The organism is Algoriphagus boseongensis (assembly GCF_004362805.1).
GTDB lineage: Bacteria > Bacteroidota > Bacteroidia > Cytophagales > Cyclobacteriaceae > Algoriphagus > Algoriphagus boseongensis.
The window spans coordinates 349,124-375,926 of sequence record NZ_SNYF01000007.1; the positions used below are offsets into that span (position 1 = coordinate 349,124).

Genomic DNA, 26,803 nt, shown 5'->3' on the forward strand with positions numbered 1-26,803 from the left:
GTATTTTCAGGCTTGAATCTTTTTCCCTATGAAGTTTAAAAATCAGTATTGGGTAATTCTTATCGCTCTTTTTGGTGCACTTCTTTATCTCCAAACCATACCCTATGGCTATTCGGGAGATGATGGGATTTATACCTATTTCAATCGAGTCACCCAATTGGGCACAGAAAAATGGACCGAGTTGTTTCAGTTCGGTTCCATGAATTTTATTGAAATCAACCCCACAAATTCCAGTATTTACCGGCCTTTCACCTTGCTTACTTTTGCCATTGAACGGCAATTGGTTGGGGAATTTGATGCCAGCGTGGGGCACACGATAAATGTGATTTTATATTTTGCCTTGCTCTGGGTCATTGGATCGTTTCTCTTGAAGCTGGGTGAAAAGCGTCAACTCCCTGGTTGGATCGCGCTTTTGATTCTGGTTCTTTATGCAGTACACCCGATTCATACTGAAGTGGTAGCTTCGGTAAAAAGCAGGGATACGTTACTTTCTTCTTTATTTGCCTTTTCAGCCATTTTGATTTGGTTTTCTAATTCTGGAAAACCCAAACCTATCCAATGGGGCATCATCCTGGGCTTGTATTTTCTTTCCCTTCTTTCGAAAGAGGAAAGCATTCCTCTAATGGCGCTGGTGTTTTTGATCTCTTGGTTTTTCCTGAAAAATGATTTTAAAAAATCCATTCAGGTTACCCTGCCTTTTCTGATTCCTTTTGGAATTTATATGATCCTGCGCTCGATTTTTCTAGATCCAGCCTCTGGGGACAGCTATGGAAGTTTGGTGAATTCAGTCCTATACGCGGCCTCAGGCTCAGAGTGGATTGCGACCAATTTTTATATTTATCTGCAGTACCTGAAACTTTTGCTAATCCCTCATCCCTTGTCTTGGGATTATTCCTTTAGCCAAATTGCTATCCAAACTTTTATCAGTCCTTGGGTGTGGCTAAGTTTCTTGGTTTTTGGGGGATTAGTCTATTTTGCAATCAAAGGCTTTAAAACCAGAAGCCTCTACAGTTTTGGAATTCTTTTTTACCTTACGTCTTTCTCAATCTTTGCCAACTTGGTTCCTTCCTTGATTATAGGTTCCAATTTGGGTGAGCGGTTCATGTTTATCCCATCATTGTCATTTTGTTTTTTGGTGGTGTTTGGACTATATGATTTCTTTCAGAAAAAAGCTCCTAATCTGGGCATAAAAGGAGTTTTGGGTCTCGTCTTATTTATTGGGGTGCTTTTTTCATGGAAAACAATTGCCCGCTCCCAAGTTTGGGAAAGTAATATGAGTCTATCTTCCTCCGGAGTGGAGACTTCCCCGAATAGTTGGAGGACTCATATCATGTATGCCGAGGAGCTAAGGCTGCAGGGAAAAGAAATTGAAAAAACCAGCGTGGATTCAGCCAAGCCCTATTTTGAAAAGGCTGTGTTCCATTACGATCAAGGATTTGACATTTTGGGAGAGCCTAATCCGGTACCCCAATATTACAATACCTTGGCTGAATCGCTTTTAGGATTAGGGGATTCAATTCGTGCGGAGGAAACTTTAAGATTAGCTACTACAAAAGCGCCAAAGTTATTTTTCGGTTGGTTTAAGTTGGCTTTATTGGAATACGCTAAGGGAAACTATGAGGAGGCAAAATTCATGTATCTCAAAGCCTTGGAAGCTCAAAAACCGGATCTGTATTCTACTTATAAGAATTTGGGAAATACCCATTTGAGACTGACAGAAAATCAGGAGGCAATTTTAGCTTTTGAAAAAGCTCGAAAAGAAAAATCAGACCCGGAAATCGAGCGATTATTGGCGTATTTATACACTGATTTGGGAATGCTTGAAAAAGCGGCAGAGTTCCAAATCGACTCTTTAGGGAATGTGGAGGAAACTAGATTTTTGCTCGCTTTACGGGCTGGAAATGACTTTTTTGAGAAAAAAGATTATCCTAAAGCCATTCAAAATTACCGGAAGATTGAGGGTGATTTTGAAAAATTCGGAGGAGCTGCCAAGTATCCAAGCTATTTTGCGGCGTTCGGAAAAGCACTTATTGAAAACAGGGATACGCTTGAGGCAAAAAAGCAGTTTTTAAAAGCATACCAAGTGGATGCTTCAAATCATGTTGTGCTAACCAATTTGGGGATTATTGCACTTCTGAAGGACAAAAGGTATGCTGAAGCTGAGCGGTATTTCAGGGCTGCTGTCAATGCAAACCCTGAGGATCCTTTTTCGGCCAGAATGAACCTCGGAACTTCTTTGCTAATCCAGAGAAAGGAAAAAGAAGCTATTGTCGTTTTGGAGGACGCGCTAAAATATGGCTCAAGTCCAGCTGTTTTGAATAATCTTTATTTGCTCCATACCGCCACCGGGAATCCAGAAAGAGCGGCCTACTATAAAGGTTTGATGCAATAGGTAGTGATTCTCTTAGGGAATTTGGAAGGAGAATCCCAGTTTTCTCAACCCTTCTTGGACTTCAGGAGCTTTCATAAACAGCTTCCAACCTAAGCCTGATCTGTAGTTTTCAATCATGGTAACCATCGGGCCTTGGTCTATGGCGAGGTATTGTTGCGGGTAGAAATTATGCTGGGGACTCATGGCATCGTAGAATCCATAAGGGCCAAATACCTTTTTTCCATAATTCTCATAAAGGTTCCTGATGACTTTCATGGACTCTTCGGGAGTATAAACTATGGACGAAACGGCCGCCGTAGGAGAGATTACTCCTGTGTCATTTCCAGGGCGGTGAGCATTGTAAAAGTTAATGGAATAAGAGGCGGTTAATCCCCAAAGGTCTTCTCCATACCCTTTAAAGTTCCCGGAGTTATTTATACACCAAGCCCGGTTGATGAGGGTTTGATTTCGATTTTCCTCCCAGTAATCGGCATATTGATCCTTAAGTCCTTTAGGATTTAAACTTAGATAGGAATAATGCGCCCAAAACAATGGCCCTCCCAGTTCTTCAGCTCCGTTGTGTTTCAATTGTAAAGGGAATCCAAATCCTCCGGCTTGAGCGGCTTTGATTCCACCCGATCTTGCCCAGCCTTGGTGGTAAGCTTGTGGATCAATAGTATGGGAAGGGGAGGAAGCTGCCAAGACATAGGTGATCAGACATTCGTTGTATCCCTCCAGAGGAAAATTCATCTCCCAACCAAAATTTGGAGACCAATGCCAGTAAAGCACCTTTTTGTCTCCTTGGGTATGCCAAGTCCAATCCATTTCTTTCCAAAGTCGGTCAATCCTTGCAGCTAGCGCCTTTTCAGCTTCATTTCCTTCTTTGAAATATTCTCTTACCGCCAATAATCCTTGCATCAAAAAGGCTGATTCGACTAAGTCAGCACCATCGTCCTTTTGGGAAAAAGGTTTGACTTTTCCGGTTTTTCCATCCAGCCAGTGCGGCCAAATTCCATGGTATCGATCTGCTTTTTCTAGGAAAGAGACCATTTTTTCAAATCGTTTCAAGGCATCATTTCGAGATATCCACCCTCGTTCTATCGCTCCCAAAATCCCAACTAAACCCATCCCTGTACCTCCTGTGGTTACGATATGGGCATCATTATCCGGGTAAATTCCATCCATATGGATTCGCTCAGGAGCCATTCCGGAATTAGGTTCTGCACCTTTCCAGAAATACTGAAAAGTATAGTATTGAACGGTGTCTAGGAGTTGCTCATCAGTCAGCTTAAGGCTTGAGGAAGAATCGGGCATTCCTTCTTTTTTCGTGGGATCGCAGGAGAAGAAAGTCAGGATAGATCCGAGCAAAATGCAAAAGGAAAATTTCATGTCTTTGGGGCTTGGCATCAAAAGTTAAAAATAGATTGGTAAAGAAAGGGTATCCAGATATTTTTGAAAGAAAAAAGATGCGACGAATTCTCTTTTTGTTTGCCTTGGTCTTTGGATTTCAGGCATCACTTTTCTCTCAGGAGAAAAAACCTATCGTGATCCTAATTTCGCTTGACGGATTTCGACACGATTATGTCGCAAAATACCAACCTGAAAATCTTTCCCGATTCATTGCCGGAGGAACTCAGGCCAAATCAATGGTTCCATCTTTTCCATCTAAAACTTTTCCTAACCACTATACCATTGCCACAGGAATGCGACCTGAGCATCACGGGATCGTCGATAATTCCTTTTACAATCCTGAAAAAGACCTGGTTTACAGCTTAGGAAAGCGGGAATTAGTCACTGACGGATCTTGGTACGGAGGCACTCCGCTGTGGGTATTGGCTGAGCAAAACGGGATGAGAAGTGCCAGTTATTTCTTTGTGGGTTCAGAGGCGGCAGTTCAGGGAGTGAGGCCCAGCGAGTATTTTGACTACGATGGACGAGTTCCAAATTTGACACGGATATCTAAAGCCTTCGAATGGCTTCAGCAGCCCGATTCTCTTCGTCCTCAGTTGATCACCATGTATTTTTCTGACATGGATGATATTGGTCATCGATTTGGCCCTAACAATGAAGCTCAAATTTCAACTCGGCTTAAACAGCTTGACCATGAGTTGGGCGCTCTTTTCGAAGGGGTGAAAAGTCTCAATCAAGACGTAAATATTATTTTGGTTTCGGATCATGGGATGGCCGAAGTGACTTTGGAAAACCGAATTCTTTTGGATCAAATTGTTGCCGGAATAGACGCCAGAGTGGTCAATAGCGGTGCTTTGGCCCATTTGTATTTGAAAGATCCAAAGGAAAAGGCAAAAGTCCTGAAAGAGCTTAGAAAGAAAACCGGAGAGTTTAAAATCCTCGATCCACGGGATTTGGAATATTACAAAGACCTCGATTCCTACGGAGATCGAATTGGGGATATTTTGATTTTGGCCAATGTAGGCCACTATTTGGTTGATGATCAGAATTACCTTGAGGTGGTGGCTAGAAGAATGAGAATGGATGGATCAGATGCCCGAGGAGAGCATGGATTTGATCCTCAACACCCAGATCTTCATGCAATATTTTATGCCAATGGACCACAGATCAAGGAAGGATTGACCATTGATTCCTTTGATAATATCCATGTCTATCCTTTGATCTGTAAAATTTTGGGACTTCCTGTTCCTTCGGATATCGATGGGAAATTGGAGGTTTTAGAGCCTATTTTGAAAGACTAATGCATGAAAAGGCTGGAAATTCAGAGTCGGGAAGAGGTTGATTTTTTAGTGAGGAGATTTTACGAAAAAGTCAGGGAGCATGAGTCCTTGGGTCACATTTTCAATGAGGTTGTCAAAGATTGGGATCATCATCTGGTTCATTTGTCAGATTTTTGGGAAATGATTTTACTCCAGACAGGTCCAGGCAAGGGTAAGTTCAATCCTACAAAAGTTCATCAGGAGGTAGATAAAAAAGTAAATCACAGCATTTCGCAGGCTCATTTTGGCAATTGGTTGGAGCTGTGGTTTCAAACAATCGATACTTTTTTCATGGGAGAGACTGCTGAATTTGCGAAAGAACATGCCAGAAGAATGGCGCATATGCTCTTTTTGAGAATTTGGGAAATGAGAGATCAGGATTCGAAAATCAGCTAATTAGTTGGCGAAAAGTTCTATTGGCAAAATAGATTTTTGATTACGATTTTCCTTAACTTGTTGGTTAACACCATCTTTTTTGAGGTGGATTTCTTCACCAAACAAGAAATACCATGAACCTAAAACCATTCCGATTACTCTTTTGGATTGTTGCCGTATTTTCCATCCAATCCGGGTTTGCTCAGGAAGAAAAAAGAGAACGATTGTTTGATTCCGAGGAGCCTTTGGCCATGAAAATGTCTTTTTCCATTAAAGACTTGAAGGCCAATACCAATGACTCTGTATTTATGACTCAGGAAATTGAAGTCATGGGAGTAGGGGGTGATTGGGAAACCCTTCCTTTTGAAATGAGAACTAGGGGGAATTTCCGATTGGATCGTTGCTTTTATCCTCCCATGCGTATCCGAATGTCCAAGGATGATGCAAAAGGCACTTTGTTTCAAGGCAACCGAAAATTGAAATTGGTTTTGCCTTGTGCCAAAACCAAGGGATCTGATTCTTATGTGGGCAAGGAATTTATTGCTTACAAAATGTACGATGAGGTTTCGGAGTACACCTTTCAAACCCGATTGGTAAAAGTCACCTTTGTCAACACAGATGATAAAAAAGCCGAGCCAACAGAGTTGCTTGGGTTTTTGATCGAAGATGATGAAGATGCGGCTGAGCGATTTGAGGGGGAAGTGATGGATGGGAAAAAGATTGCTCCTCAAATCATGGCTGATACGGCGACAGTGATTCATGACTTTTTCCAGATGATGATTGGGAATACTGACTGGTCGGGCTTGTATCAGCATAATCAAAAGGTAATGAAGTTGGATGCCCAGACGGTGGTTCCATTTGCCTATGATTTTGACATGACCGGCTTGGTCAATCCCCCATATGCGCAGGTCAATTCCAATATTTCAATTACTAAGGTTACAGAACGGCTTTATCGAGGTTTTTGCAGAGATCAATCTGTTTTTGATTATGCCCGTGGTATTTTCTTGGAGAAGGAAAGTGATATCATGGGAGTTATTGATACTTATAGTGCCTATTACACAGAGGCCGATGCCAAGGCAATGCGATCTTTTGTTTCCGAATTCTTTACTATTCTCAAATCTGATAAAATGTATCAGGATAAAATTGTCCAATCCTGTAGAAAGCCTGACGGAACTTATGGTTTTTAAAAAATGAGATGATACGTTTTCTCGTGATTTTTGCATTTTCTGCAAATCCGAGTACCTAGCAAAACTCCATTTGCAATTTTTACTAAAATCAAGAAAGCCTGATGAGAAAAAATCAGCAGGCTTTTTTCTTGGTGAAAGTAAATTTCACTTATCAATCATTTAGCAATCTATAAAGTGAACAAGGGTGATTTTTTAAACGAATTTTTTGCACTTAATCCCCCAAGGGAAGGGAGCTAACTCCTTTAACCATCTAATTTTGGCGCCTATTTTTTAATCTTATCCCCTTAATCCAAAATGAATTTTCTTTTCGTATTTCTCAGAAATCAAATTTTATGAAAGCTCAACTGAAAAAATCAAAGATTATGATTTCGGTTTTCAACGAGTTTGGAATCCCGATTACTGGTCCAAAAAAGGCACTTAGGTTTTATTCCGATATTCAGGTTGACCGATTTTATGTGGAAGGAATCTTATTTGAATTGGAAACACGTCTCGGAGTCCTTTTAGAAGATGAGGATAACAGCAGAATTAAATCTCCTTTGGATGTAATCAGGGTTTTTACTAATAAGATTACTGCCTAAATGGGAAACTAAGATTCGAGAATCTTTGAAATCAAGATCTAAGTCTTTTGATCTTACCCAAAATAAGAATTGGTTTAGGTTGACTCCGGGGCTAAATCGGGTTCTTTCTTAGGTTTTAGCTTGGGGATAAACCGGGGGACTCTATCCTGATAAGCTGAATACTCAGGATATTTGGATGCGCTGATTTCCTCGCTGAAATTGGAACTGCCTTGGAAAAGAATCAAAAGTAACAGGCTTCCAACCACTGACCAATTGAGCCACTGTCCGGAAGCTACCGCCGAGAAAAAGTAAAAACACACCCAGATTCCTTGTTCCCCTAGATAGTTGGGATGTCTGGAAATCGCCCAAAGCCCTTTGTCTAAAAATCCTTTTGCAAAATCTCCATAAAGTAATTTTCCTTCTCGAATCAATTTCCATTTTTCACTTTGGTAGGCCCAGTGCTGCTCATCAGCAACCAGTTCCAAAATCAAGAAAAACAAAACTCCTCCAGTAACTACAATATCCCAAATCCCCAAAGGCGCACCATCAAATTGAAGCGTTACCAGCATAGGGAGGGTGAAAAGTAATATCAATACATTTTGATAACCAGAAATGAAAAACAGATTGAATAAGGTCCATTTCCATCTGGGCTGGAATTCTGGCTTTTTTCTGAGAATCTCCCAGCGATAATCTTCCTCTCCCTCCCAAAATTTCAAGCGATAAGCCCCTTTTCTAGCGAAGTTATAGGTCAGCCTGACTCCCCATGCAGTGACCAATGCCGCCATCAAAATCATTCTGGGGCTGAAATCCCCGTAGTACGCCATCACCCAAGCGTAAATGATTGGCAGGATGCTCCAGTACTTATCCACTTGGCTGTTGTTTCGGGTGAGTTCCCCAACAATGAAGCAGTAGGCAATGGAAAATCCGCAGATATACATCAAGGTATTTAATGCTTCCCATTCCTTTTCACCAAGAGGTATTCCAAAAAGATAGGTGAATACTGGAACTACAAGTAAAGTAAAGATCAGAATTAAGGAGGTTTGGAGTATTTTCATGATCTCAAAATCAAGAATACTTTCTATTTTCGCAACACTGTTTTGCAGTATATACCTTTTACCCAATTAAACTCTTGAGCTTTTTCTAATGAGAAGAATAAATGTGTTGTTAATAAGCACGGGAAGTTTGGTGGGGCAGAATCTTTTGGAAATCTTCCGCGATTCAAGAAGCCATTTTTATTTAGCAGGGACTAATTGTTTGGAGGACTTTCATGGAAAATCTGAACTGGACCAGTTTTTCTTGAGCCCTTTGACAAATTCAGAAGCATTTATTCCTTTTCTGAAAAGTTGTTTTGATAGTTTCCAACCAGATTTAATCATTCCTTGCAGAGATGAAGAAGCAGTTCTTTTGGCCAAAATGTCAGAGAAAGATCCGTATTTGAAAAGCAAGATTTCGCTCACAGATGCAGGATTGGCTGAGAAATTCGAAGATAAATTCCAAAGTCATCAATTGTGTCAAATGCTCGATTTGCCTTTTGCGAAGACGGTTTTAATGGAAAAAATTAAGGAGGGATTTGATTTTGAATTCCCGGTAATTGTAAAGCCTAAAAAGGGATTTGCATCAAAAGGTGTTAGAATTCTAATCAAGGAGAATCAATTGAAAAGTCTTAATTCACAAAAAGATTTTATTCTTCAAGAATACCTAGGGGAATCCCAAAACCCCCTGTCTCAAATGGAAGAATTCCAGCATATTGGATTTCCATTGCATTTTTCTTTTGAGGAAATCAAATATTCAATTCAGATCCACCTGGCGAAAAGACTTGAAGATTCCAGTTGGTTTATTGGTAGGCATCTTATGAAAAACGGAGTCAGTTTTGAAGTCGAGCGATGGGTAAATCCAGACTTGGAACAGATCGCAAAAGACTCCTTGGGGAAATTTCATCCGTTAGGATTCAGGGGCCCATTAAATATCCAATTACAGCGGGATCGGAACGGATCATTTAAGATATTCGAATTCAATAGCCGATTTACGGGAGCCACCCATGCCCGATACTTATTAGGCTACAACGAATTGGAACCGGTACTTCGAGACCAGGTTGGATATTCTCCATTTGAAACACCCAAAAATTCCATAGTAAAAGCCCGAAAAGTATTCCAAACCATAGGCATCTCTTCATTATGAACCAGCAAGAATTAAAATCCACCTTAGATAAACAAGGTTTTGTGCTACTGAACAGTGGGATTTCCTTGGAGGAATTTGAGGCCTTCTCGAGTGAGGTTGGGGGAAGATTTATCCAAAAGGAAGAGAAGCATACCGTGATCGGAGGGAATAGCGGCAGAGATCTGGTAGGCGAAAAAAAGTCTGTCTTTACAGCCACAGGCTTGAAGTCAGGACACGAGGTCCCATTGCATGGGGAGTTGTATTTTCAAAATTCTAATCCGCCGGATCTCCTTTGGTTCTATTGTGAGCAGCCTGGAGATTGGTCTGATTCTACCTGGTATTGTGATGGAGTGGCCTTGTTTGAAAGCCTAAGCTTGGAAACACAAGTCTATTTGAGAGAAAACAACTTTGCTACCTACCATCGTTTTCACCCCAAATCTGTTTGGCAAAACCTCTATGGGATCGAAAGTCCGGCGGAATTGGAAAAGGTTTTGGCTACTAACTTGGTTAGGATGAGGTTTCAGGCTGAGGACGAATCTGTTTGGACTGCCTTTGATTCTCCAATTCTCCAGAAAAAGGGAAAACAGTGGGCATTTATAAATAATATTCTCCCCTTTGGAATCCGGGAGATTTTTCACCCCGAAGAGACCAAGTCATACGTGGAGTTTGGTCGGGATGCCAATCACAAAAAAGAGATGATTCTTGAAATCCACGAATCAGCTAACAAACTCACCCAAGAGATCCGTTGGGAAAAAGGCATGCTGGCCATTATTGACAATAAGAGAACGCTCCATGGTCGAGGCAAGGTGTCTAACTTTGACCGAAAGGTCTATGTAAGAATGTCCTATTGGACTTAATTGGAATATTGGCGAAGCACTTTTTTCCCCAGATATCCCATTAATCTAAGCCACTTTATTGGGTCTCGATGTATGTACCGAAACTGGTACCAAGCCGACCAAAACAGTTCCTTGTTTCTGGATTTCAACCCTTTTTGGACGTGATAGCTTTTTTCATTTTTTCGATAAAATGAACTTGGACAGTCCCAATGAACTAAGCCCCCTTTGGTTTTGAAATAGCTGAATAGCAGCAAATCCAAAATTGGGCCCTTTGTGGCTGCAGGTGAAGAGAGGAACTCTCCCAGATCATTTCGAAACATCCAGTTCGATACATGGCCAGAATAGCTCATTGTATCCAATCTGTCTTTTGGAAAAAATCTTGGAGTGAAAGTGAACTGTCCTGAGAGGTCCTTCTCAGGAGTTTTTGAAGCCATTAAGTATTCAGAACTACAGAGAAATGCATCTGGATTATCTTCGAGTAGTTCTACTTGTTTCTGGAGTTTGTCGTGACTAAGCCAACAATCATCCCCGTCGAGCATTGCTATGTATTTACCATTGGCTGAGCGAAAGTTTTCCAAGTAGTTCGTTCGCCCGGATTTACGGCCAAGCAAAGAGATTTTGTCTTTATCTTTGCGTAGAAAAAGCCTAATCTTTTCAGGGTATTGGTAGGCATATCTTTGGCAGATTTCCCTTGTGCCATCCTTGGAGTCATCTTCTCCCAGGATGATTTCGAAAGCGAAGTTTGTCTGTTGAGCCAATACACTTTCCAGACATTCTGATATAAATGAGGCATGCTGAAAAGCTGGAATGCAAACAGAAACCAAAGGTTGCTCTTTCATAGGTCGAAAATAATTCTAAATTCTGGAATTAACTTTCCTGGATAATTTTTGAAAAATTGGCCTTAAAAATATCCATAGGACTCCAACTTCCATCCGAGCTTATTGCCTTCTTTTTATTCATCTCTATCCGATAATCTATGTTCTTTAGGTTTATTACCGATTAAATGAAGCAGAAGTTCATTGAGTAACTGTTAGATTCTTTACACCTTAAATATTGTCTCCACCTTTATTTTAATTTCCCTTTTTAATGTGCAGGAACAATTGGAAAATCCATTTGACAAGGATGGAATTGATGATATTCAATTGGAAAAGTTTGATTTAGACCTTACTTTTTGAAAAGACTTCAATAAGTCGATTCTGACTTTTAACAGCATTTATTTGATCCTGGAGTACTTTCATTTCAGAGGTTGGTGTTAGTTTTTTTTAGTGATGTTTGCCAGAATTTTCGCTTGTTTATTTGGGATTGGCAGTTTTTAAGTAAATGGGGTTAGTGATCAAAAATTGTGGGATTAATTCCGAAAATTATTCAAGGGCAAGTCTTTTCTTGCCGCATTTTTTAATCCAAGAAGAAATAATTTTTCAAAAAAAACATGCAACAATTCGAATTTGCCGACTGGCATGTACATCCAAATTTGAAAACTTTTGGGCATACTTTTGATCCTAAGCCGAATGGCAATAGTGATTTATGGAGATACAAAAAGCCCGGTATTTTCTCCAAAACACTAAATAGACTTACTGGATTGACGAGAATGTATCAATCTACTTTTTCATCCATGAGTTTGTCGGGAGTTAAGATTGCTTTTGTCTCTTATTATCCCTTTGAAAAAGGATTTTTTGTCAATAAGAAATTCAGTGACTCTGTCACAGCGTATATCGCAAACATTGTAACCGGGATAGGATATCAGCGAATTCGACATCTTCAGAAACAAGAAAATTACTTTGGGGAACTGAAGGCAGAATATGAATTTGTCCTTTCCACCGATCGATCAAAAAATATTTTTGGCGAGGAATTTCAGTGGCAAATGATCCGAAACTGGAATGAATTGGCGATCACGATCAATCAAAAAAACTGTTTGGCGATAATTCCTACTATCGAAGGAAGTCATGTTTTCAATTCTGGTTTGGAGGATTTTGGAAGGCCAACTTGTGCCAAAGAAGTAATAAAAAATGTAGAGTTCTTAAAAAGATGGAAAAACCCGCCCTTCTTTATCACATTCGGACACAATTTTGGAAATGATTTTTGTGGGCATGCCCCAAGCCTTGAAAAGTTAGGTCCATTGGTAAATCAGAAGCCCCAATGCCAAACAGGGTTTACCAAATTGGGTTGGGAAGTTTTGGAAGCGCTCTTAAGTAATAAAAATGGGAAGCCAATTCTTATTGATCTAAAGCATATGAGCTTAAAGGCCAGAAGGGAATTGTACGCATGGAATAGACAAAGACCTGAGGGCATGAGTCCACTTATCGTAAGTCATGGCGCTGTAACAGGCTGTAGTTGGGATAAAATGAATTCTTTCTCTTCCCAGTTTTTTTGTTCGGATGAAATCAATTTTTACAATGAGGATATTTTAGAGGTGGTTCATTCAGGAGGCTTTTTTGCCTTGCAATTGGACGCGAATAGGCTAGGTGTTCCTAAAGTCATCAGGAAGCCTCTTTTTTTGAATCGGAAAAAGAGGTTGCAGCACTCTTGTAAAATTATTTGGGCTCACTTAAGACATATTGCAGAGTTGCTGGATAGTTTTGGACTTCCAGCTTGGGATCATTTTGGGATTGGCTCCGACTTCGATGGCACGATTAATCCTTTGGATGAGATTTGGACTTCCGATGATTTTACTGCAATGGCTAATATGTTATTGGGTGAAATTGAAAAATATCTGAGCAATCCAAATTCCTTGGTTATGCTTTCAAATAAGTTTGCAGAGCCCAATGAGGTGTTGAGAAAGTTTTTGATTGGAAATTCCCTTCGCTTTTTAGAGAAGAATTTCCAATAGGGGAGTTTAATGGGGTTTCTGTGTTGATTGAATTTCCCTCAGGAATCTTGCTTTTTGGGTTAGTCACCCGCATTCCAATACCCCATCCGTTCCAGTTTCTCCACTTCGATAGAATAGAAACCGAATTCTTCCACCACCTTTCCTTCGATCCGGTAGATTGCCCGACCTTTGAAAGGATACTTTTTTACCACGGGAGGGAAATGTACCGTATCGATCCAGTCTCCATCCCGATCCAAAAAGGTACCGAAGTTCATCACCTCTCCCTTGACTGTTCGGGTATATTTGACCGTGACGAGGTAGCCTAATATCATCACATTTTTCCCCAAGTATTGGGTCATTTCCCGGGCTTTGATGCCTTGGATGCTTTGGTCTTTGACCAGATGAAAAGGGGAGTCGAGCGGAAATTCCAGAATATCGATCTGATCCAGAATCTCCTGCCGGATATCCGTTTCGTCCAGATCGGGTACTTCCGGGGGCTTTTTGCCAAAGCTGATCTCTCCGGTTCGGAATAGCTCATTGGTATGAACCACTGTGCTTCGCTTGTTTTGTAGAAAATGCGCCTCCCAGAGAAGTTCTTGCTTGGTCTTTCCGGTAAATCGAAAGCAAGTCATCCGGATCAGAATCAGCAATTGCTCCAGACCGATCTCTACACGAGCCACAAAGTCCGCTAAACCCAGAAAAGGGCCATTTACTCGCCGCTCGGTAAGAAGCTTTTCCACCGTAGCTTTCTCCAGGTTTTTCATATGGATAAAGCCCAAGAAGACGGTCTTACCGGTGATTCGGGTGAGGTATTCGCTTTCGTTGAGGTGCGGAGCCTGGATAGCTGCTCCGTTCATCCGGAGTTCGTGAACGTAGAACTCGGTATGGTAAAATCCCCCGAAATTATTGATCACCCCGACCATAAACTCTAGTGGGAAGTAGGCCTTCAGATACAAGCTTTGGTAGCTTTCTACCGCAAAGGAAGCCGAATGCCCCTTGGCGAAGGAGTAGCCCGCAAAGCTTTCAATTTGATGCCAGACCTCTTTGGCCACTTGATCTTCTCTTCCAAGCTTCTTGCAGTTTTCGAAGAACTTGTCCTTCACCCGCTGAAACTCATCCTTAGATCGGGATTTCCCGCTCATACCTCGTCTCAGCACATCCGCTTCGGCCAGACTTAGCCCGGCAAAGTAGTGGGCGACCTTGATGACGTCCTCCTGATAGACCATGATCCCGTAGGTCTCCGGCATGATGTCCGCCATCACGGGATGTGCCTGTTTTCGACGCTCCTTGCTGATGTGGCGCAGAATGTATTCCCGCATCATTCCCGAGCGTGCTACTCCGGGCCGGATAATCGAACTGGCCGCGACAAGCTCCAAATAGGTGTCGGCTTTCATTTTGGCCAAAAGCATTCGCATGGCAGGAGACTCCACGTAGAAGGCTCCGATGGTATGCCCGGTGCGCAGATGTTCCTTGATTTTGGGATCTTTTTTAAACTTTTCCACTTCCCGGATATCTACTTTTACTCCTTGATTTTGGTAGATAATCTCCAGACTGGATTTGATGTGTCCCAAGCCGCGCTGACTCAGGATGTCAAATTTGTGCAAGCCAATATCTTCCGCGATATGCATGTCGATATGCGCAAGCGGGAAGCCTTTCGGAGGCATATCCGTCGCGGTGTAGTAGTGCATGGGCTTGTGCGAAATCAAGATCCCACAGGCATGGATGGTCAGATGCGAGGGCATATCGTGCAGCACTTGCGAGTACTTGATGATCAGCTTGCCAAACTGATCCGGCTCGTAGCCTTCCTTATCTGCATGGTGGATCAGCGACTCGATGTCCGTCTTGGGGAGACCAAAAACTTTGCCCAGTTCCCGTAGCATGGAGTTGTACTGGAAAGTGCTATAGGAACCCAGCAGGGCGACATGTTCTTCCTTGCCGGCATTGTATTTCCGAAAAATATAATCCGTCACCTCATCCCGATCCGTCCAACTGAAGTCGATGTCGAAGTCGGGGGGATTTTCCCGATAGAGATTGATGAATCGCTCGAAATACAAGTCCAGCTCGATCGGATCCACATCCGTAATTCCCAGACAATACGCCACGATGCTGTTGGCACCTGAGCCCCGGCCCACATGATAGAAGTTGCGCTGCTGCGCAAAGGTGATGATGTCGTAGTTGATCAGGAAATAGGAGACAAAGCCCTTCTGCTGGATAAGTTCGAGTTCTTTGTCGATGCGTTTGGAGATTTCTGGGGAAAAATCCGGATAGCGATGTAGTGCACCTTTGTAGGTTTCCTGGCGGAGAAAATCAAAGTCTTCCCAGTCTGAACCCAGAATGTCCCGGCGGTTTTTGACGGCTTGGAAATAGAAGGAAAACTGACACTGCTCCAGTAGCTTTTGGGCATTAACTAGGAGGTAGCTATGACTTTCGCAGCGGGCGATCAAGTCCGCATAGGAGTAGAACTGATCGGTGATATCCGCCTGCTCTTCGGTTGGGAGCTTGCTAAGTAGCGTATTCAGGTCCATGCTGCGCAAAAGTCGATGCGCATTAAACTCGAGCTTGGAAGTAAAAGTGGCGGGCTGTAGTAAGACCAATTTTTCCTTTCTCCTGTACCAAGGCGAAGTCAACAGCTTATTGAGTTGGCTGGGATGTATGCCGATGTATTCATTTTCCCGCAGGGGGATGGCTTTTTCAGAAAAAGGATAGACCACAAAGCTGTTTTCAAACTTGGGCGCCTTAGCCTTGAACTCACGCTTGTGAACCAGGTGCTCGGAGAGGTGCTTGTTCAGTTCGAAAAAGCCCTCTTGATTTCGTGCCAAGCCGATGTATTGCTGTCGGACGCCATTGCGAAAATCGATGCCAATGACAGGGTGGATGCCGGATTTTTGGGCTTCCCGGATAAAAGGAAAAATCCCGGAGGTACAGTTGATGTCCGTGAGGGCGAGGGCATCTAATTTTTTGCCCTTCGCCTCAGCGATCAGCGCTTCCACAGACATCGTCCCGTATTTGAAGCTGAAGTGAGAATGGCAGTTGATAAACATTTTTGAGCTATGATTTTTGATTTACGAGGTGTAGAACCTTTGAGGTTTTTGAGACCTCGAAGGTTTGGGTATTAGGAATTACAAATCGTAGGATAGAACCTCGGATAACAAATCCCGAGGAGTTTATAAATGTTAATTATTTTAACATTTATGTGTTTATAATGTAAACAAAAAGTGTCTCCTCAGATCAAGAACAAGGAGAATTTTGAAGAAAAATGTCGGGAGACTATTTTTTCGTGCGTAGCATCCCCAAGCCAAATCCTACCACAAAAATTGTCAAGGTACCGACTACGATGGTCATGTTTGTATGAAGTGGATTGGCGAGGGTTTCAGGGAAACCGTTTTTCACCCAATTCGAAGAAAGACTCATCCAGGCAATCACCAAAACACCCAGCACCACAGCGATGAGGGCCTGAGGTTTTTGGGTTTTGGACAAAAGTCCCAAGAGGAAAAGACCTAAAATTCCCCCACTGAAGATGGAGGCCAAAGCCCACCAGGCATCTAGCGCACTGTCCACCCCATTAAAAGCAAAGCCCACCAAAATGCTCAGAACTCCCATTCCCAGAGAAGATAATCTCAATACTTTCAAAGAAGTTTTTTCGCTGGGATCGGGGTGAATGTACTTTTTGAAATGATCGGAGAGGATCACAGTCGCCGAACTGTTGATGCTGGTAGAAACTGTGCTCATCCCTGCTGCAAAAATGGAGGCGATTAACAGACCAGTAATTCCGGCGGGGAGTTGATGGACGATGAAGTAAGGAAATACTTGGTCACCTGCTGTTCCTTCTGGCAGCAATCCAGGTTGCGCTTGGTAAAAAGTAAAAAGAGAAGTGCCGATCAAGAAAAACAGAAAAGAAACCGGTAAATAAAGTAGACTTCCTAGCCAGGTAGATTTTTTGGCCTCTTTTTCAGTTTTGGCAGTCAAGTAGCGCTGCACATAGCTTTGGTCAATGCCGAAGTTTTGCAAATTGATGAAAAGCCCATAAACCAAAATCATCCAAAAGGTGGAGGTGGTAAAATCCACTCGGAAACTTCCCAGACTGAATTTATCCGACTCCTGAGCTATCCGGAAAATCTCTGGAAAGCCACCCGGAATTTCCCAAAAGATCACTCCCAAACAAGCCAAAGCCCCTCCAATCAGGATTATTCCCTGCACCGCATCCGTCCAGATTACGGCTTCAATCCCTCCCATCATGGAGTAAAGAATCACACTTATTCCAGTGATGAAAATGATCATAGGTATACTCCAACCCAACAAAGCTTGCATAGGCAAGGCCAGTAAATACATGATTGCACCCATCCTCGCCAACTGGGTTAGAAGGTAGCAGATCGATGCATAGATTCTAGCCCAGGCTCCAAATCGCTGTTCGAGATAGAAGTATGCTGATTCACTGCCTAGATTCCTGTAAAGCGGGACGAAGTACTTCACCGCGATCCAAGCCGCTAAAGGAATAGAAAGACTGAACACAAATCCATTCCAATTGCCTGAATAGGCATTTCCGGGTAATGCTAAAAAACTGATGCTGCTGACAAAAGTCGCAAATATGGACATTCCAATTGCCCAAGAGGGTAGTCTTCCTCCGCCTGTGGTAAATTCCTTAGACGTTCGTTTTTTGAAGGAAAAGGATACTCCAAAGCCGACAATAGCCAAAAGGTAAATGAGGAAAATAATCAGGTCCAAAACAGGCATTTATTTGGCAGCAATTCTATGAGTTGAGCGATTGATTAACCTTTTCTTTGACTAGGAGAAAGTTTTCTCTGAGCTCAGACTTTTCCTTTTCTGAATAAGCATACAAGGGTGGAGCCAAAATACCCTGGCAAAGTCCTTCAAAACTCATCGCAGCCTTTAATCCTTTGAGATAGCTGGATTTATAATTCCCGTTTTGGTAGATGTAATGGCTCAGGAAAAGTATGGTTTCCTGAAGTTTGGTCAACGTTTTCTGATCTCCTTCAACAAATGCCTCATAGGCATTTACATAAAGTTGCGGGAATAAATTAGCTCCTCCCGTGACTCCTCCATCTCCTCCTAATTCAAAAGAGGGGGCTAGAATTTCCTCTGGACCAACAAAAATTTTAAATTCCGGATAATCCCTGAAGCTTTCACATAGCATTCGGAAGTAAGCCAAATCTCCGCTGCTGTCTTTGATCCCGATAATATTTGGATGCTTAGAGAGGGCTACTACAGTGGGGATGTCAATCGTTATTTTAGTATGCGAGGGCATATTGTACAGCATAATTGGCAAATCAACAGCATCCGCTAATTGGAGATAATATTTTTCCAATTCCTCTTGTCCGATATTCATGTAGAATGGAGGAGCAGCTACTAAAGCTTGTGCTCCTGATTCCTTGGCGATTTGGGCAAGGTCAAGACTTTCAACGAATGAGCATCCTGTAATTCCCACCAGAACAGGAATTCTTTGCTTTACCTTTTTGCAGGTAAGTCGAATCAAATCACTCTTTACATCTTGGCTGATTCCGGCAAATTCTCCTGTAGTACCCAGAATAAATATCCCATGAACTCCGCCCTGAATCAGGTACTCAATTAGCTTTTCTGTATGCATTCCATCCAGTGACCAGTCCGAATTAAGTGGAGTGATCATGGGTGGGATTATTCCATGGATTTCTTGGATAGGTTTCATAGGCTGGCTGAAAATCAAAGTTTAAGATGCATGTATTTGATTTTCTCCCGTTGATAGGTGTAGGAAATATGCACAGTGCCGTCTTGAGCTTGGATAATGGCAGGGTAGGAGAATTCACCTTCTTTTTCATCTTCTAGCACCAAGAGTTCTTCCCAGTTTTTGCCATCAGAAGAACCCAAAAGACTCAACTTATTTCTTCCCTTGGGAATGGGATTACAAACCAAGAGATGATATCCATTTTTCAAAGTGACTGCATCAATTCCAGAGCCGTTGTGAACCAAGCCACTGGACTCCAACTGCGACCAGGATTTTCCATTATTCTCAGACCAAGCGGTGGCGATGACCCCTTCTTGAGTTCGAGTAAGGACTTGTAGTTTCTCTCCTCCATGAAAAAGAATTGTAGGTTGGATAGCCTGAAAGGGACCCGGAACTTCCACTTTTTTCCAAGATTTCAATTCCGGATCGGTAAATTCCATGTGCGTAGTCCAAACACCGTTTGTTTCGAAACTAGATGGGTGTAGCAAGTTGCCATCTGACAGGACGACGGTTTTATTTTTCACCGGACCTAGAAAGCCGGGAGGGGTTTGAATGGCTTTTGACCATGTTTTTCCACCATCATCGGAAGTTTTGTATAGTCCCCACCATTCCCTGGGGTTGGGACCTTCTTTGTAAAAAAGAACCAATTCACCGTTGACTTTTCGATGTAAAACCGGATTCCAAGTTGGGTTTCTGAAATCTTTGTTTTCGATTCCATTTGCTGCTTCTTGAGGGGTGGACCAGGAGCCATTTTTTCTCAAGGAAGTGAAAATATTCACATCAGGATGTCGCTCATAGGTACCTCCAAACCAAGCAGCAAGAATTCCCTCGGGAGTTTCTACTAAGGTGGATGCATGGCAGGAAGGAAAAGGGGCTGACTCGTAAATAAAGCCTGAAAAGAGAATTTCAGGTTTGGGTTTTTCCCATTCGAGTTGAAAAGGGAAAAGAATCCAAAAGGATAAAAAGGATAAGATTAGGTTGTGCATGGGTTTATTCGAAAAGACTTACTCCAATTAACAAAAAAGCCGGACTAATCTGAAAAACTATCCGGCGGTGACCTGAATCAGGAAAGTAAAATCTCAGCTGGTATTTTCAGTTCTTTATGAAAAATCTTAGCGATCTCAAGTGTCATAGGTTTTCTTCGATTCAAAATTGAAGAGATATATCCTTTGCTACCGATTTTTCCTACAAAGTCTTGATTTTTAACTCCAAGTTCCTCCATTCTTTGCTTGATCGTTTCTATGGGATCTGGATATGGTATAGGAAAATTTTGGTCTTCATAAGCTTTGATTAAAACCAAAGCAATTTCCAATTTTCTTCCTTCAGGACTGTCAGGTTTAATCTTCTTATCCAATTGTGCATTCACCCAATCTAATGCCCTTTCGTATTGCTCTTCTGATTTAATTACCTCTAGTTCCATAGCTTACTTTTTGAATGAAATGGTGGAAACATCTATTTTATCATATTCTGAATGAGTTCCAAACCACTTGATTTGAATCACCTTGTATTCAAAAACGATCCTAACAACCAATCTAAATTTATTACCCATGATATTAAATACCACTCTATCATCTTTAACCAAACTTGCATTTCCGAAATGCGCTTTCAATTCATTGAAATTTTTTAAGTCCAGATTGATCAATTCGTGATACCATTGAAATAGGGCATTTGCTGCACTAGGATAGCTTTTGGAATATTCTAATAGAGTTTTCCTAGTTATGATATTAAACATACAAAAATTCTAAAAAGTTTTCTATTAGTAAACCTTATAAATTTTCCTTCACAAATTCCAGAAAAATCCTCCAATCCTCCCAGATTAAGTCATGCTTGCCTTCCCGGATATGGTAGCCAACCGATTCCAAATGAACAGGGCCGGTGAGTTGCTCAAACTCGGTCTGGAATTCAGCCTTTTTCCCATAAATCTCAGAGTAAACCCTGCTGCCCAAACTCAAGCCCAAGTATTCACCTTTTGGATCAGCCCAGCGATCTTCCCGTGCACTTGAGTAGTATACTGCCCTGGGAGCAATCAATCCCGGAAGCATGTGTTGGTCGAGTGGGAGTTCTTCTTCATGATCATTGTATTTTCGGAAGTTATCCGCAAACCAGTAAGGGAAGCGTCGATTGATGGCTTCGACTGTTTCTCCATATTTTCTTCGAGAAAGAGCAGCGCCTCCGCATCCGGATTCATTGGCATAGGTGATGGCCCAGCGAGGATCGTTCGCAGAAGTCCATAGAGCGGTTTTGCCTGTTCTGGAGTGGCCCACCAAAACCGATTTTTTACTGTCAATTTGAGGATGTTGCTCAAAATAATCCATGGCCCGCATTGCTCCCCATCCCCAAGCACCGAATGCTTTCAGTCCATCAGGTTTTCCTATTTGTTCTGGATAAAGGGTAGAAATAATGCCTTTTTGATAGGATTCTGTTAAATCAGGAGCCACGGTTTCCGCATGAAAGGATGCAGTGGCAAAACCTCTTTCAATGAGTTCTTTTACCGGCCAAAATCCCTCCTCATTTAATTTTCCGTCTTTATATTTTGGCAGGTAATTGATCAGAAGAATTACCGGAAATGGCCCTTTGCCAGATTTGGGTAGGAAAAGGTTAAGTCGCATGGCATGAGTTTTCCCATTTCTATTTACCGTGATATTAACTTCCTCGAGCGATGCCAATTCAGGATAAGGATTGCCGGTTTCATTTGCCAAACTGAAACTGATTTCATCAAAGTCTTTGGGTATAGTTCCATAGACTTCTGATTCAAATAGTCGGAAAATCTCAGGTCTTCTGATGCCTTCCCAGTCCTCTTTGGTTTGTATTAATTTCCCTTTTTGACTAATGAAAATATCCGGTAGACTCAAGGCAGGCACCTTATTTTCATCATAATTAGGCTCAGTTTGGGAGTAGATTTCCATAGAAAATAAAGTCAGGCAAAGTAGGGTCAAAAGTTTTCGATTCATTACTCAACCATTTTGGATTTGGGTGAAACAAAAGGCTCAAACGGATAAGTTTTCGGAAGGACTTCTATCCCTGAAGTGACTTTGAGCGGAGTTTCTCCTGCATAGGTTAATTCTACAAAATAGCCTCTAAATCCAGATTCTGGACTTACCATATTCACAATTACCTCTCCTGATTCAGGTACGGGAATTTCCTCGGCTGTCCAATTTGGACCAAAAACATCAATTCTGAAGTCTCGGGACATTGGGTTGTAGGCTGACCAAAGTTTGATGCCAGTTGGCTTGTTTGAAGGGTCAAAGCTTACCTTTATCATCTCCCCATCAATTTTCCATTCATAGTTTGGTCTTTTTGAATTAGTAAGAATGGAATTGTAGAAAGAAATCAGATTTGGCAATGCATCTGAATCTCCCACATCGTGGCCAAAATTTGGCACATACATCACGTGCTTTTCGCCGGGAAGACTATCCCAATAAAACTTCCAGCTGTCTGGTTGGAAAAATTCATCCCCTGCGGCATTGATCAAAAGCTTGGGCATATCGAAATTTTCCCGGAAAGAATAAGGCTCAGTAATTTCCAGCATCCGGTCAAATTCAGGAGTTCCTACCCAATCCATCACCCCTTCTCTCACATAATCTCCCACGGCAGGAGCCCAAAATCCATAATTTCTCCAATGGTGTTCAAAAGAAGGAACCAAATTGAGCAGGTCAATCACCACAGGTGTGATGGCAATCACCCGATCGTCAACTGCTGCAGTCGTCCATGTAGTCCATCCTCGTTTGGATGCTCCACCCACCACGAAATGCTTTAAGTCCTTTTGGTAATTGGTTTTGACCACATCCGTAACTGCATCCATGGCCAACTTGGCCGCTTTGGTCATCGGGAATCTTGCCAGCCAAATCGCATCCTCGTCTTTTGCTCCACCCTCCAGAAATTTTCTCCAACCATAAGAAATAATCTCATCCTCATATCTTTCCCCGAATGTGTCATTGGCAAAAGTGATGGGCTGAAATGGCACGTTATGGATTTGCGCGACAATAGAATTGGTTTGGGTAGCGGCAGCCAAAATCAACTGATCAGGACTCTCGGGCATTTTGGAATTGGTACTCCCACCTCCAATCCAAAGCATACCAGTTTCATAAGGAGTATCCTTAGGAACAACAATCGAAACCCAGTGCCACCATTCGGTTTGGTCTACGATATCCGGAGTCAGCCAATGTTGAGAATACATTTTCAGGACTAGGAAGTCGTACTTTTCTCCCGGTACAGAATGAACTATCTCGTAGCGATAGGTGGAGTCTGAAGCCTGGACATAGTCTTTAAGCAGCGTGTTGGATCGGGGAGGGGCTTCAGGAGTTTCCTGTGATTTTTTACAGGAAAAAATCAAGCTAAGCCCCAAAACAGCTAATATCAGAGAGCTTTTGGTCATGAAGAATTTGTTCATAGGTGAAGGGTTTTTTGGGTTAATTTTTTGAAAAAGGGAGACTTCGATTTCTATTTTTCAAATTCTACGATGTATTCAGACATGTATTTTCCTAGGTCGGAGTATTTGAAAAAGAGTCGAGCTCGCTTTCCGATTTTTAGGCTGGTATTTTTCTCAGCAATGTCTTCAGGAGTGTTCAGGGGCTGAAGCGAAGGATACCAAAGTACATGTCCGGGCTTTTGTACCAAAAGCTGAGGGCTGGTCCAATCTTGAGAGTTACTTCCCTCTCCCAAATCCCGGTGAGGATTGAAGGAAATGTAAAGTTTATCTCCAATCCACGATTGGCCTTCTACATGGCCCATCAGCATCACCCAGCATTCAAGGTAGGTGTTCCAGCTGACCGAAGGTCCCCAGTGAAATCCACCTTGAGGGGAAGATGCTGGACCTCCTCCTTTTTCCTTAGGGATTTGTAGGGAGGAGATGGGGCTTCCTATAACATCCCAATCAGCCGCAAATGCCTTTCCATCCCAACGTTTTGCCTTGCCTTGGGGATCCTCGAGATCTGAGATTTTAATTCTGGCCACACTGATACATTGGCCAGAAGCTTCAGTATCTGGAGAATAGGTCGCAGCCTGGTATTCTCCGGGATAGCTATATTCTCCATAGAAAAGATAGAGATAATCATCTACTGCCACGGCGCTTGGATCGCCAACTCCACCTGCAAAAGTTTTGGAGGTGTTATGTGGCTTCAGGATCATTCTTGGCTGCTTGTCTTCCAGAAAAAGCCCCTTGTTTTCCCAATTCCAGCCCCCATTGGTAGATTTCATTACACCGATTCTCGGGACAGCAGCCGGAGTGATTCGATCGGTCAGACCCAAAGGCCAATTTTCATCGATATAACCTTCCCCCGTTTCTGGATTGAAGGGTAAGGTTTCGGGATAATTTTCATTGTGGTAAATGGCATAAAGAGTTCGACCTGAAGGATCTCTCTGATCTTGGTAGACAGTTTCAAACCAAACCGCACCATGAAGTCCAGGTTGACTCACAGGGGCATTTTTTGGCAGGGTAGGTGCAATGTATTTTTCTGCGGGGGTACTGAATACCTCATCGGAATTGGCACCGGAGGCAAATTTCAAATCCTCTGCGAATCCCCAAACCGGGTCTTCTCCATATTTACCGGGAAAAATCCTCAGCGTATCACCCACCCAAGCCTCCGCCATATTGCAATCCACAAAATTGTTGAAGTGGAAAGTATCCGTAGGGACAAGACGAAAAGATGGAATGGTAAAGTCAGGAATCTCGGCCATTTTTTCCTGGGTTTTTGGTCCGCAGGCGAAAAAGGTTAGACACAAAACGAGCATCTGAGCCCGAATTGGCAGAAAAGTATTTTTAGGGGCCATTTTTACACTTAGATTTGAAATTGATTCAATCTAAGAATTTCACAAGACAGAAACACTTCTTTTTGCTAAGCTTTATGTATACCAAAATTTCAATCCCGAACAGATTCCGTTTATCTTTTCTATTCTTGCTTCTTTTTTGGGGAAGTGTTCAGGCTCAGGTGCTTACTTCTCCCAGCCAAACGCTGGAAATGAAGTTTTCGCTTTCAGGACAGGGAGAGCCTGTTTACGAGGTAAACCTGAATTCCATTCCCGTAATTCTCCCTAGTAAACTGGGTTTTGACCTGAAAAATGATGACATCGATTTGTTAAATGGATTTCAGGTGGTTTCTACCAAAATTGATTCTTTTGATGAATCTTGGAAGCCAGTTTGGGGCGAGGAAAGCCAGATTCGAAACCATTACAATGAACTTTTGGTGGAGCTCTTGCAGAATTCTACCGGAAGAAAAATGCTGATTAGATTCCGTCTTTTTGATGAGGGTTTGGGTTTTCGCTATGAATTTCCCTTGCAGGAGAAAATGGGCTACTTCGTAATCAGTGAGGAAAAAACTCAGTTTGCTATGACCGGGGATCATAAAGCTTTTTGGATCCCCGGAGATTACGATACCCAGGAATACGATTTTACCGAATCCAAGCTATCTGAAATTCGGGGCTTGATGAAAACGGCCATCACACCCAATGCTTCCCAGACACCTTTTTCAGATACCGGTGTCCAAACATCCCTGATGATGAAGTCAGCTGATGGATTTTATATCAATCTCCATGAAGCGGCCTTGATTGATTATCCTGCCATGCATCTTGAATTGGATGATCAAAACATGATTTTTACATCGCATTTGACTCCAGATGCTCAAGGGGATAAAGGTTATCTGTATACCCCAACCACTACTCCTTGGAGGACGATTATAGTAAGCAAAAATGCAGGGGATATTTTGGCTTCGCGGATTACCTACAATCTCAATGAACCTTCTAAAATCGAGGATACCTCCTGGATTAAGCCCATGAAATACGTGGGTGTTTGGTGGGAAATGATCACTGGAAAAAGTTCCTGGTCTTATACCAATGATTTCAAAGCGATCAAATTGGGAGAGACGGATTACTCCAAAGCAAAGCCCAATGGAACGCACGGAGCTACCACAGAAAATGTAAAGAAATACATTGATTTTGCAGCCAAGCATGGGTTTGATGGAGTATTGGTAGAAGGCTGGAATGTAGGTTGGGAGGATTGGTTTGGGAATTCGAAAGACTATGTGTTTGACTTTTTGACTCCCTATCCTGACTTTGATCTGAAGGGAATTTCGGCTTATGCCAAAGAAAAAGGAGTGAAAATGATCATGCATCACGAAACCTCCTCCTCAGTCCGAAACTACGAGCGGCATATGGATCAGGCCTATCAATTAATGAAAGACTATGGCTATCCTGCTGTCAAGAGCGGCTATGTGGGAGATATTATTCCTCGTGGAGAATACCATTATTCCCAATGGCTGGTCAACCACTACCAATATGCCATTGAAAAAGCTGCCGAATACCAGATCATGGTCAATGCCCATGAGGCAGTTCGTCCGACAGGTGTCGCCAGAACCTGGCCTAATCTAATTGGGAATGAATCAGCAAGGGGTACGGAATATCAGGCTTTCGGAGGTTCAAAAGCGAATCACGTGACAATCCTTCCCTTCACCCGTCAAATCGGCGGTCCTATGGATTACACCCCGGGAGTGTTTGAGATGGATGTCTTCAATGGCTCCCATGTCAATAGCACATTAGCCAATCAGATGGCTTTGTATGTGACCTTGTATTCTCCTTTGCAGATGGCCGCAGACTTTCCTGAGAATTACGACCGATTCCCAGATGCTTTCCAATTCATCAAGGATGTGGCTTTGGATTGGGAAAAGAGCGTGTATCTGGAAGCCGAGCCAGGTTATTTTGTGACCATTGCGAGAAAAGCCAAAGGAACAGGAGAATGGTTTGTGGGAAATGTGAATGGATTGGATGGTCGAATTGGAGAAATAAAGTTTGACTTTTTGGATCCCGAAAAATCCTATTTGGCCGAGATCTATGCAGACAAGGCTGATGCCCACTTCAAAACCAATCCTCAGGCCTATGAAATCAGAAAAGTGTCTGTCAACGCAAAATCTGTGTTGAAAGAGTATTCTGCACCAGGAGGCGGCTATGCCATCCGAATACGGGAGGCTAGCAAGGAAGAGCTAAAAGGAATTAAGAAATTGAAGTAAAAAGGCGGGGCTTTCCCCCCTTTTTATTTTATCCATGAAAGAGGTTTTGAAATAATCCAATTTGTTATCCAA

Annotated in this window: 21 protein-coding genes; 9 read left to right on the forward strand and 12 right to left on the reverse strand. The window is 42.4% G+C overall.

Annotated features, from left to right (window positions below; genetic code table 11):
* Positions 1–28 precede the first annotated feature (28 nt).
* Positions 29–2,392, forward strand: a complete 2,364-nt coding sequence (locus DFQ04_RS12955) for a tetratricopeptide repeat protein (RefSeq protein ID WP_133556512.1) — start codon at positions 29–31, stop codon at positions 2,390–2,392.
* Positions 2,393–2,404: 12 nt separating this feature from the next.
* On the opposite strand, the gene DFQ04_RS12960 is transcribed toward DFQ04_RS12955, so the two are convergent.
* The gene (locus DFQ04_RS12960) at positions 2,405–3,760 is read right to left on the reverse strand and encodes a glucoamylase family protein (RefSeq protein WP_133556514.1); all 1,356 of its coding nucleotides are present in this window, start codon (positions 3,758–3,760) and stop codon (positions 2,405–2,407) included.
* A 77-nt stretch (positions 3,761–3,837) separates the two neighbouring features.
* On the opposite strand from DFQ04_RS12960, the gene DFQ04_RS12965 reads away from it, so the two are divergent.
* The 4 genes from DFQ04_RS12965 to DFQ04_RS12980 all read left to right on the forward strand — a co-directional run bounded on the left by DFQ04_RS12965 (position 3,838) and on the right by DFQ04_RS12980 (position 7,240).
* The gene (locus tag DFQ04_RS12965) at positions 3,838–5,082 is read left to right on the forward strand and encodes an alkaline phosphatase family protein (RefSeq protein ID WP_133556515.1); all 1,245 of its coding nucleotides are present in this window, start codon (positions 3,838–3,840) and stop codon (positions 5,080–5,082) included.
* 3 nt (positions 5,083–5,085) lie between these two features.
* Positions 5,086–5,496, forward strand: coding sequence for a group III truncated hemoglobin (locus tag DFQ04_RS12970; protein WP_133556517.1), 411 nt, complete (start codon positions 5,086–5,088; stop codon positions 5,494–5,496).
* A gap of 113 nt (positions 5,497–5,609) precedes the next feature.
* Positions 5,610–6,662, forward strand: coding sequence for a hypothetical protein (locus DFQ04_RS12975; protein ID WP_133556519.1), 1,053 nt, complete (start codon positions 5,610–5,612; stop codon positions 6,660–6,662).
* 332 nt (positions 6,663–6,994) lie between these two features.
* On the forward strand, positions 6,995–7,240 hold the full coding sequence (locus DFQ04_RS12980; protein WP_133556521.1) for an acyl carrier protein: 246 nt from the start codon (positions 6,995–6,997) through the stop codon (positions 7,238–7,240).
* A gap of 74 nt (positions 7,241–7,314) precedes the next feature.
* Here DFQ04_RS12980 and DFQ04_RS12985 read toward each other — a convergent pair whose 3' ends face one another.
* Complete coding sequence (locus tag DFQ04_RS12985) at positions 7,315–8,274, reverse strand: DUF1295 domain-containing protein (protein ID WP_133556523.1); 960 nt, start codon at positions 8,272–8,274, stop codon at positions 7,315–7,317.
* Positions 8,275–8,362: 88 nt separating this feature from the next.
* Between DFQ04_RS12985 and DFQ04_RS12990 the strand changes: the two genes are divergently transcribed.
* Positions 8,363–9,397: an ATP-grasp domain-containing protein gene (locus tag DFQ04_RS12990; protein ID WP_133556525.1), complete on the forward strand. Its 1,035-nt coding sequence runs from the start codon at positions 8,363–8,365 to the stop codon at positions 9,395–9,397.
* Positions 9,394–10,233 carry a TauD/TfdA family dioxygenase gene (locus tag DFQ04_RS12995; protein ID WP_133556526.1) on the forward strand — a complete coding sequence of 280 codons (840 nt, stop codon included), beginning with the start codon at positions 9,394–9,396 and terminating at the stop codon, positions 10,231–10,233. The genes DFQ04_RS12990 and DFQ04_RS12995 overlap by 4 nt, the downstream gene beginning before the upstream one ends.
* On the opposite strand, the gene DFQ04_RS13000 is transcribed toward DFQ04_RS12995, so the two are convergent.
* Positions 10,230–11,051, reverse strand: a complete 822-nt coding sequence (locus DFQ04_RS13000) for a glycosyltransferase family 2 protein (RefSeq protein WP_133556528.1) — start codon at positions 11,049–11,051, stop codon at positions 10,230–10,232. The genes DFQ04_RS12995 and DFQ04_RS13000 overlap by 4 nt on opposite strands.
* A gap of 590 nt (positions 11,052–11,641) precedes the next feature.
* On the opposite strand from DFQ04_RS13000, the gene DFQ04_RS13005 reads away from it, so the two are divergent.
* On the forward strand, positions 11,642–13,039 hold the full coding sequence (locus tag DFQ04_RS13005; protein ID WP_133556530.1) for a membrane dipeptidase: 1,398 nt from the start codon (positions 11,642–11,644) through the stop codon (positions 13,037–13,039).
* Between the two features lie 59 nt (positions 13,040–13,098).
* Here DFQ04_RS13005 and DFQ04_RS13010 read toward each other — a convergent pair whose 3' ends face one another.
* From DFQ04_RS13010 to DFQ04_RS13050, 9 genes are all read right to left on the reverse strand, one after another.
* The gene (locus DFQ04_RS13010) at positions 13,099–16,059 is read right to left on the reverse strand and encodes a DNA polymerase III subunit alpha (RefSeq protein ID WP_133556532.1); all 2,961 of its coding nucleotides are present in this window, start codon (positions 16,057–16,059) and stop codon (positions 13,099–13,101) included.
* A gap of 226 nt (positions 16,060–16,285) precedes the next feature.
* The gene (locus DFQ04_RS13015; RefSeq protein ID WP_133556534.1) at positions 16,286–17,749 is read right to left on the reverse strand and encodes a sodium:solute symporter; all 1,464 of its coding nucleotides are present in this window, start codon (positions 17,747–17,749) and stop codon (positions 16,286–16,288) included.
* A 16-nt stretch (positions 17,750–17,765) separates the two neighbouring features.
* Positions 17,766–18,698 (reverse strand): dihydrodipicolinate synthase family protein, encoded by a 933-nt coding sequence (locus DFQ04_RS13020; RefSeq protein WP_133556536.1) that lies wholly within the window; start codon positions 18,696–18,698, stop codon positions 17,766–17,768.
* Positions 18,699–18,712: 14 nt separating this feature from the next.
* Positions 18,713–19,720, reverse strand: coding sequence for a sialidase family protein (locus DFQ04_RS13025; protein ID WP_133556538.1), 1,008 nt, complete (start codon positions 19,718–19,720; stop codon positions 18,713–18,715).
* 77 nt (positions 19,721–19,797) lie between these two features.
* Complete coding sequence (locus tag DFQ04_RS13030; protein ID WP_133556540.1) at positions 19,798–20,154, reverse strand: helix-turn-helix domain-containing protein; 357 nt, start codon at positions 20,152–20,154, stop codon at positions 19,798–19,800.
* Positions 20,155–20,157: 3 nt separating this feature from the next.
* On the reverse strand, positions 20,158–20,466 hold the full coding sequence (locus tag DFQ04_RS13035; RefSeq protein WP_133556542.1) for a type II toxin-antitoxin system HigB family toxin: 309 nt from the start codon (positions 20,464–20,466) through the stop codon (positions 20,158–20,160).
* Between the two features lie 34 nt (positions 20,467–20,500).
* Positions 20,501–21,685, reverse strand: coding sequence for a glucuronyl esterase domain-containing protein (locus DFQ04_RS13040; protein ID WP_133556544.1), 1,185 nt, complete (start codon positions 21,683–21,685; stop codon positions 20,501–20,503).
* Complete coding sequence (locus DFQ04_RS13045) at positions 21,685–23,124, reverse strand: PhoPQ-activated pathogenicity-related family protein (protein WP_243739685.1); 1,440 nt, start codon at positions 23,122–23,124, stop codon at positions 21,685–21,687. The genes DFQ04_RS13040 and DFQ04_RS13045 overlap by 1 nt, the downstream gene beginning before the upstream one ends.
* A 50-nt stretch (positions 23,125–23,174) precedes the next feature.
* Positions 23,175–24,410 carry a hypothetical protein gene (locus tag DFQ04_RS13050; protein WP_243739686.1) on the reverse strand — a complete coding sequence of 412 codons (1,236 nt, stop codon included), beginning with the start codon at positions 24,408–24,410 and terminating at the stop codon, positions 23,175–23,177.
* A 167-nt stretch (positions 24,411–24,577) separates the two neighbouring features.
* Between DFQ04_RS13050 and DFQ04_RS13055 the strand changes: the two genes are divergently transcribed.
* Positions 24,578–26,731, forward strand: a complete 2,154-nt coding sequence (locus DFQ04_RS13055; protein ID WP_133556547.1) for a glycoside hydrolase family 97 protein — start codon at positions 24,578–24,580, stop codon at positions 26,729–26,731.
* The last annotated feature ends 72 nt before the right edge of the window (positions 26,732–26,803 follow it).

Bases quoted from the DNA above. Each gene is read 5' to 3' on its own strand.
- DFQ04_RS12955 (WP_133556512.1), top strand. From the start codon at position 29: ATGAAGTTTAAAAATCAGTATTGGGTAATTCTTATCGCTCTTTTTGGT.
- DFQ04_RS12975 (WP_133556519.1), top strand. From the start codon at position 5,610: ATGAACCTAAAACCATTCCGATTACTCTTTTGGATTGTTGCCGTATTT.
- DFQ04_RS12985 (WP_133556523.1), bottom strand. From the start codon at position 8,274: ATGAAAATACTCCAAACCTCCTTAATTCTGATCTTTACTTTACTTGTA.
- DFQ04_RS13020 (WP_133556536.1), bottom strand. From the start codon at position 18,698: ATGAAACCTATCCAAGAAATCCATGGAATAATCCCACCCATGATCACT.
- DFQ04_RS13010 (WP_133556532.1), bottom strand. From the start codon at position 16,059: ATGTTTATCAACTGCCATTCTCACTTCAGCTTCAAATACGGGACGATG.
- DFQ04_RS13040 (WP_133556544.1), bottom strand. From the start codon at position 21,685: ATGAATCGAAAACTTTTGACCCTACTTTGCCTGACTTTATTTTCTATG.
- DFQ04_RS13015 (WP_133556534.1), bottom strand. From the start codon at position 17,749: ATGCCTGTTTTGGACCTGATTATTTTCCTCATTTACCTTTTGGCTATT.
- DFQ04_RS12990 (WP_133556525.1), top strand. From the start codon at position 8,363: ATGAGAAGAATAAATGTGTTGTTAATAAGCACGGGAAGTTTGGTGGGG.
- DFQ04_RS12960 (WP_133556514.1), bottom strand. From the start codon at position 3,760: ATGAAATTTTCCTTTTGCATTTTGCTCGGATCTATCCTGACTTTCTTC.
- DFQ04_RS13035 (WP_133556542.1), bottom strand. From the start codon at position 20,466: ATGTTTAATATCATAACTAGGAAAACTCTATTAGAATATTCCAAAAGC.
- DFQ04_RS13000 (WP_133556528.1), bottom strand. From the start codon at position 11,051: ATGAAAGAGCAACCTTTGGTTTCTGTTTGCATTCCAGCTTTTCAGCAT.
- DFQ04_RS12980 (WP_133556521.1), top strand. From the start codon at position 6,995: ATGAAAGCTCAACTGAAAAAATCAAAGATTATGATTTCGGTTTTCAAC.
- DFQ04_RS12965 (WP_133556515.1), top strand. From the start codon at position 3,838: ATGCGACGAATTCTCTTTTTGTTTGCCTTGGTCTTTGGATTTCAGGCA.
- DFQ04_RS13025 (WP_133556538.1), bottom strand. From the start codon at position 19,720: ATGCACAACCTAATCTTATCCTTTTTATCCTTTTGGATTCTTTTCCCT.
- DFQ04_RS12995 (WP_133556526.1), top strand. From the start codon at position 9,394: ATGAACCAGCAAGAATTAAAATCCACCTTAGATAAACAAGGTTTTGTG.
- DFQ04_RS13005 (WP_133556530.1), top strand. From the start codon at position 11,642: ATGCAACAATTCGAATTTGCCGACTGGCATGTACATCCAAATTTGAAA.
- DFQ04_RS13045 (WP_243739685.1), bottom strand. From the start codon at position 23,124: ATGAACAAATTCTTCATGACCAAAAGCTCTCTGATATTAGCTGTTTTG.
- DFQ04_RS13050 (WP_243739686.1), bottom strand. From the start codon at position 24,410: ATGGCCGAGATTCCTGACTTTACCATTCCATCTTTTCGTCTTGTCCCT.
- DFQ04_RS13030 (WP_133556540.1), bottom strand. From the start codon at position 20,154: ATGGAACTAGAGGTAATTAAATCAGAAGAGCAATACGAAAGGGCATTA.
- DFQ04_RS13055 (WP_133556547.1), top strand. From the start codon at position 24,578: ATGTATACCAAAATTTCAATCCCGAACAGATTCCGTTTATCTTTTCTA.
- DFQ04_RS12970 (WP_133556517.1), top strand. From the start codon at position 5,086: ATGAAAAGGCTGGAAATTCAGAGTCGGGAAGAGGTTGATTTTTTAGTG.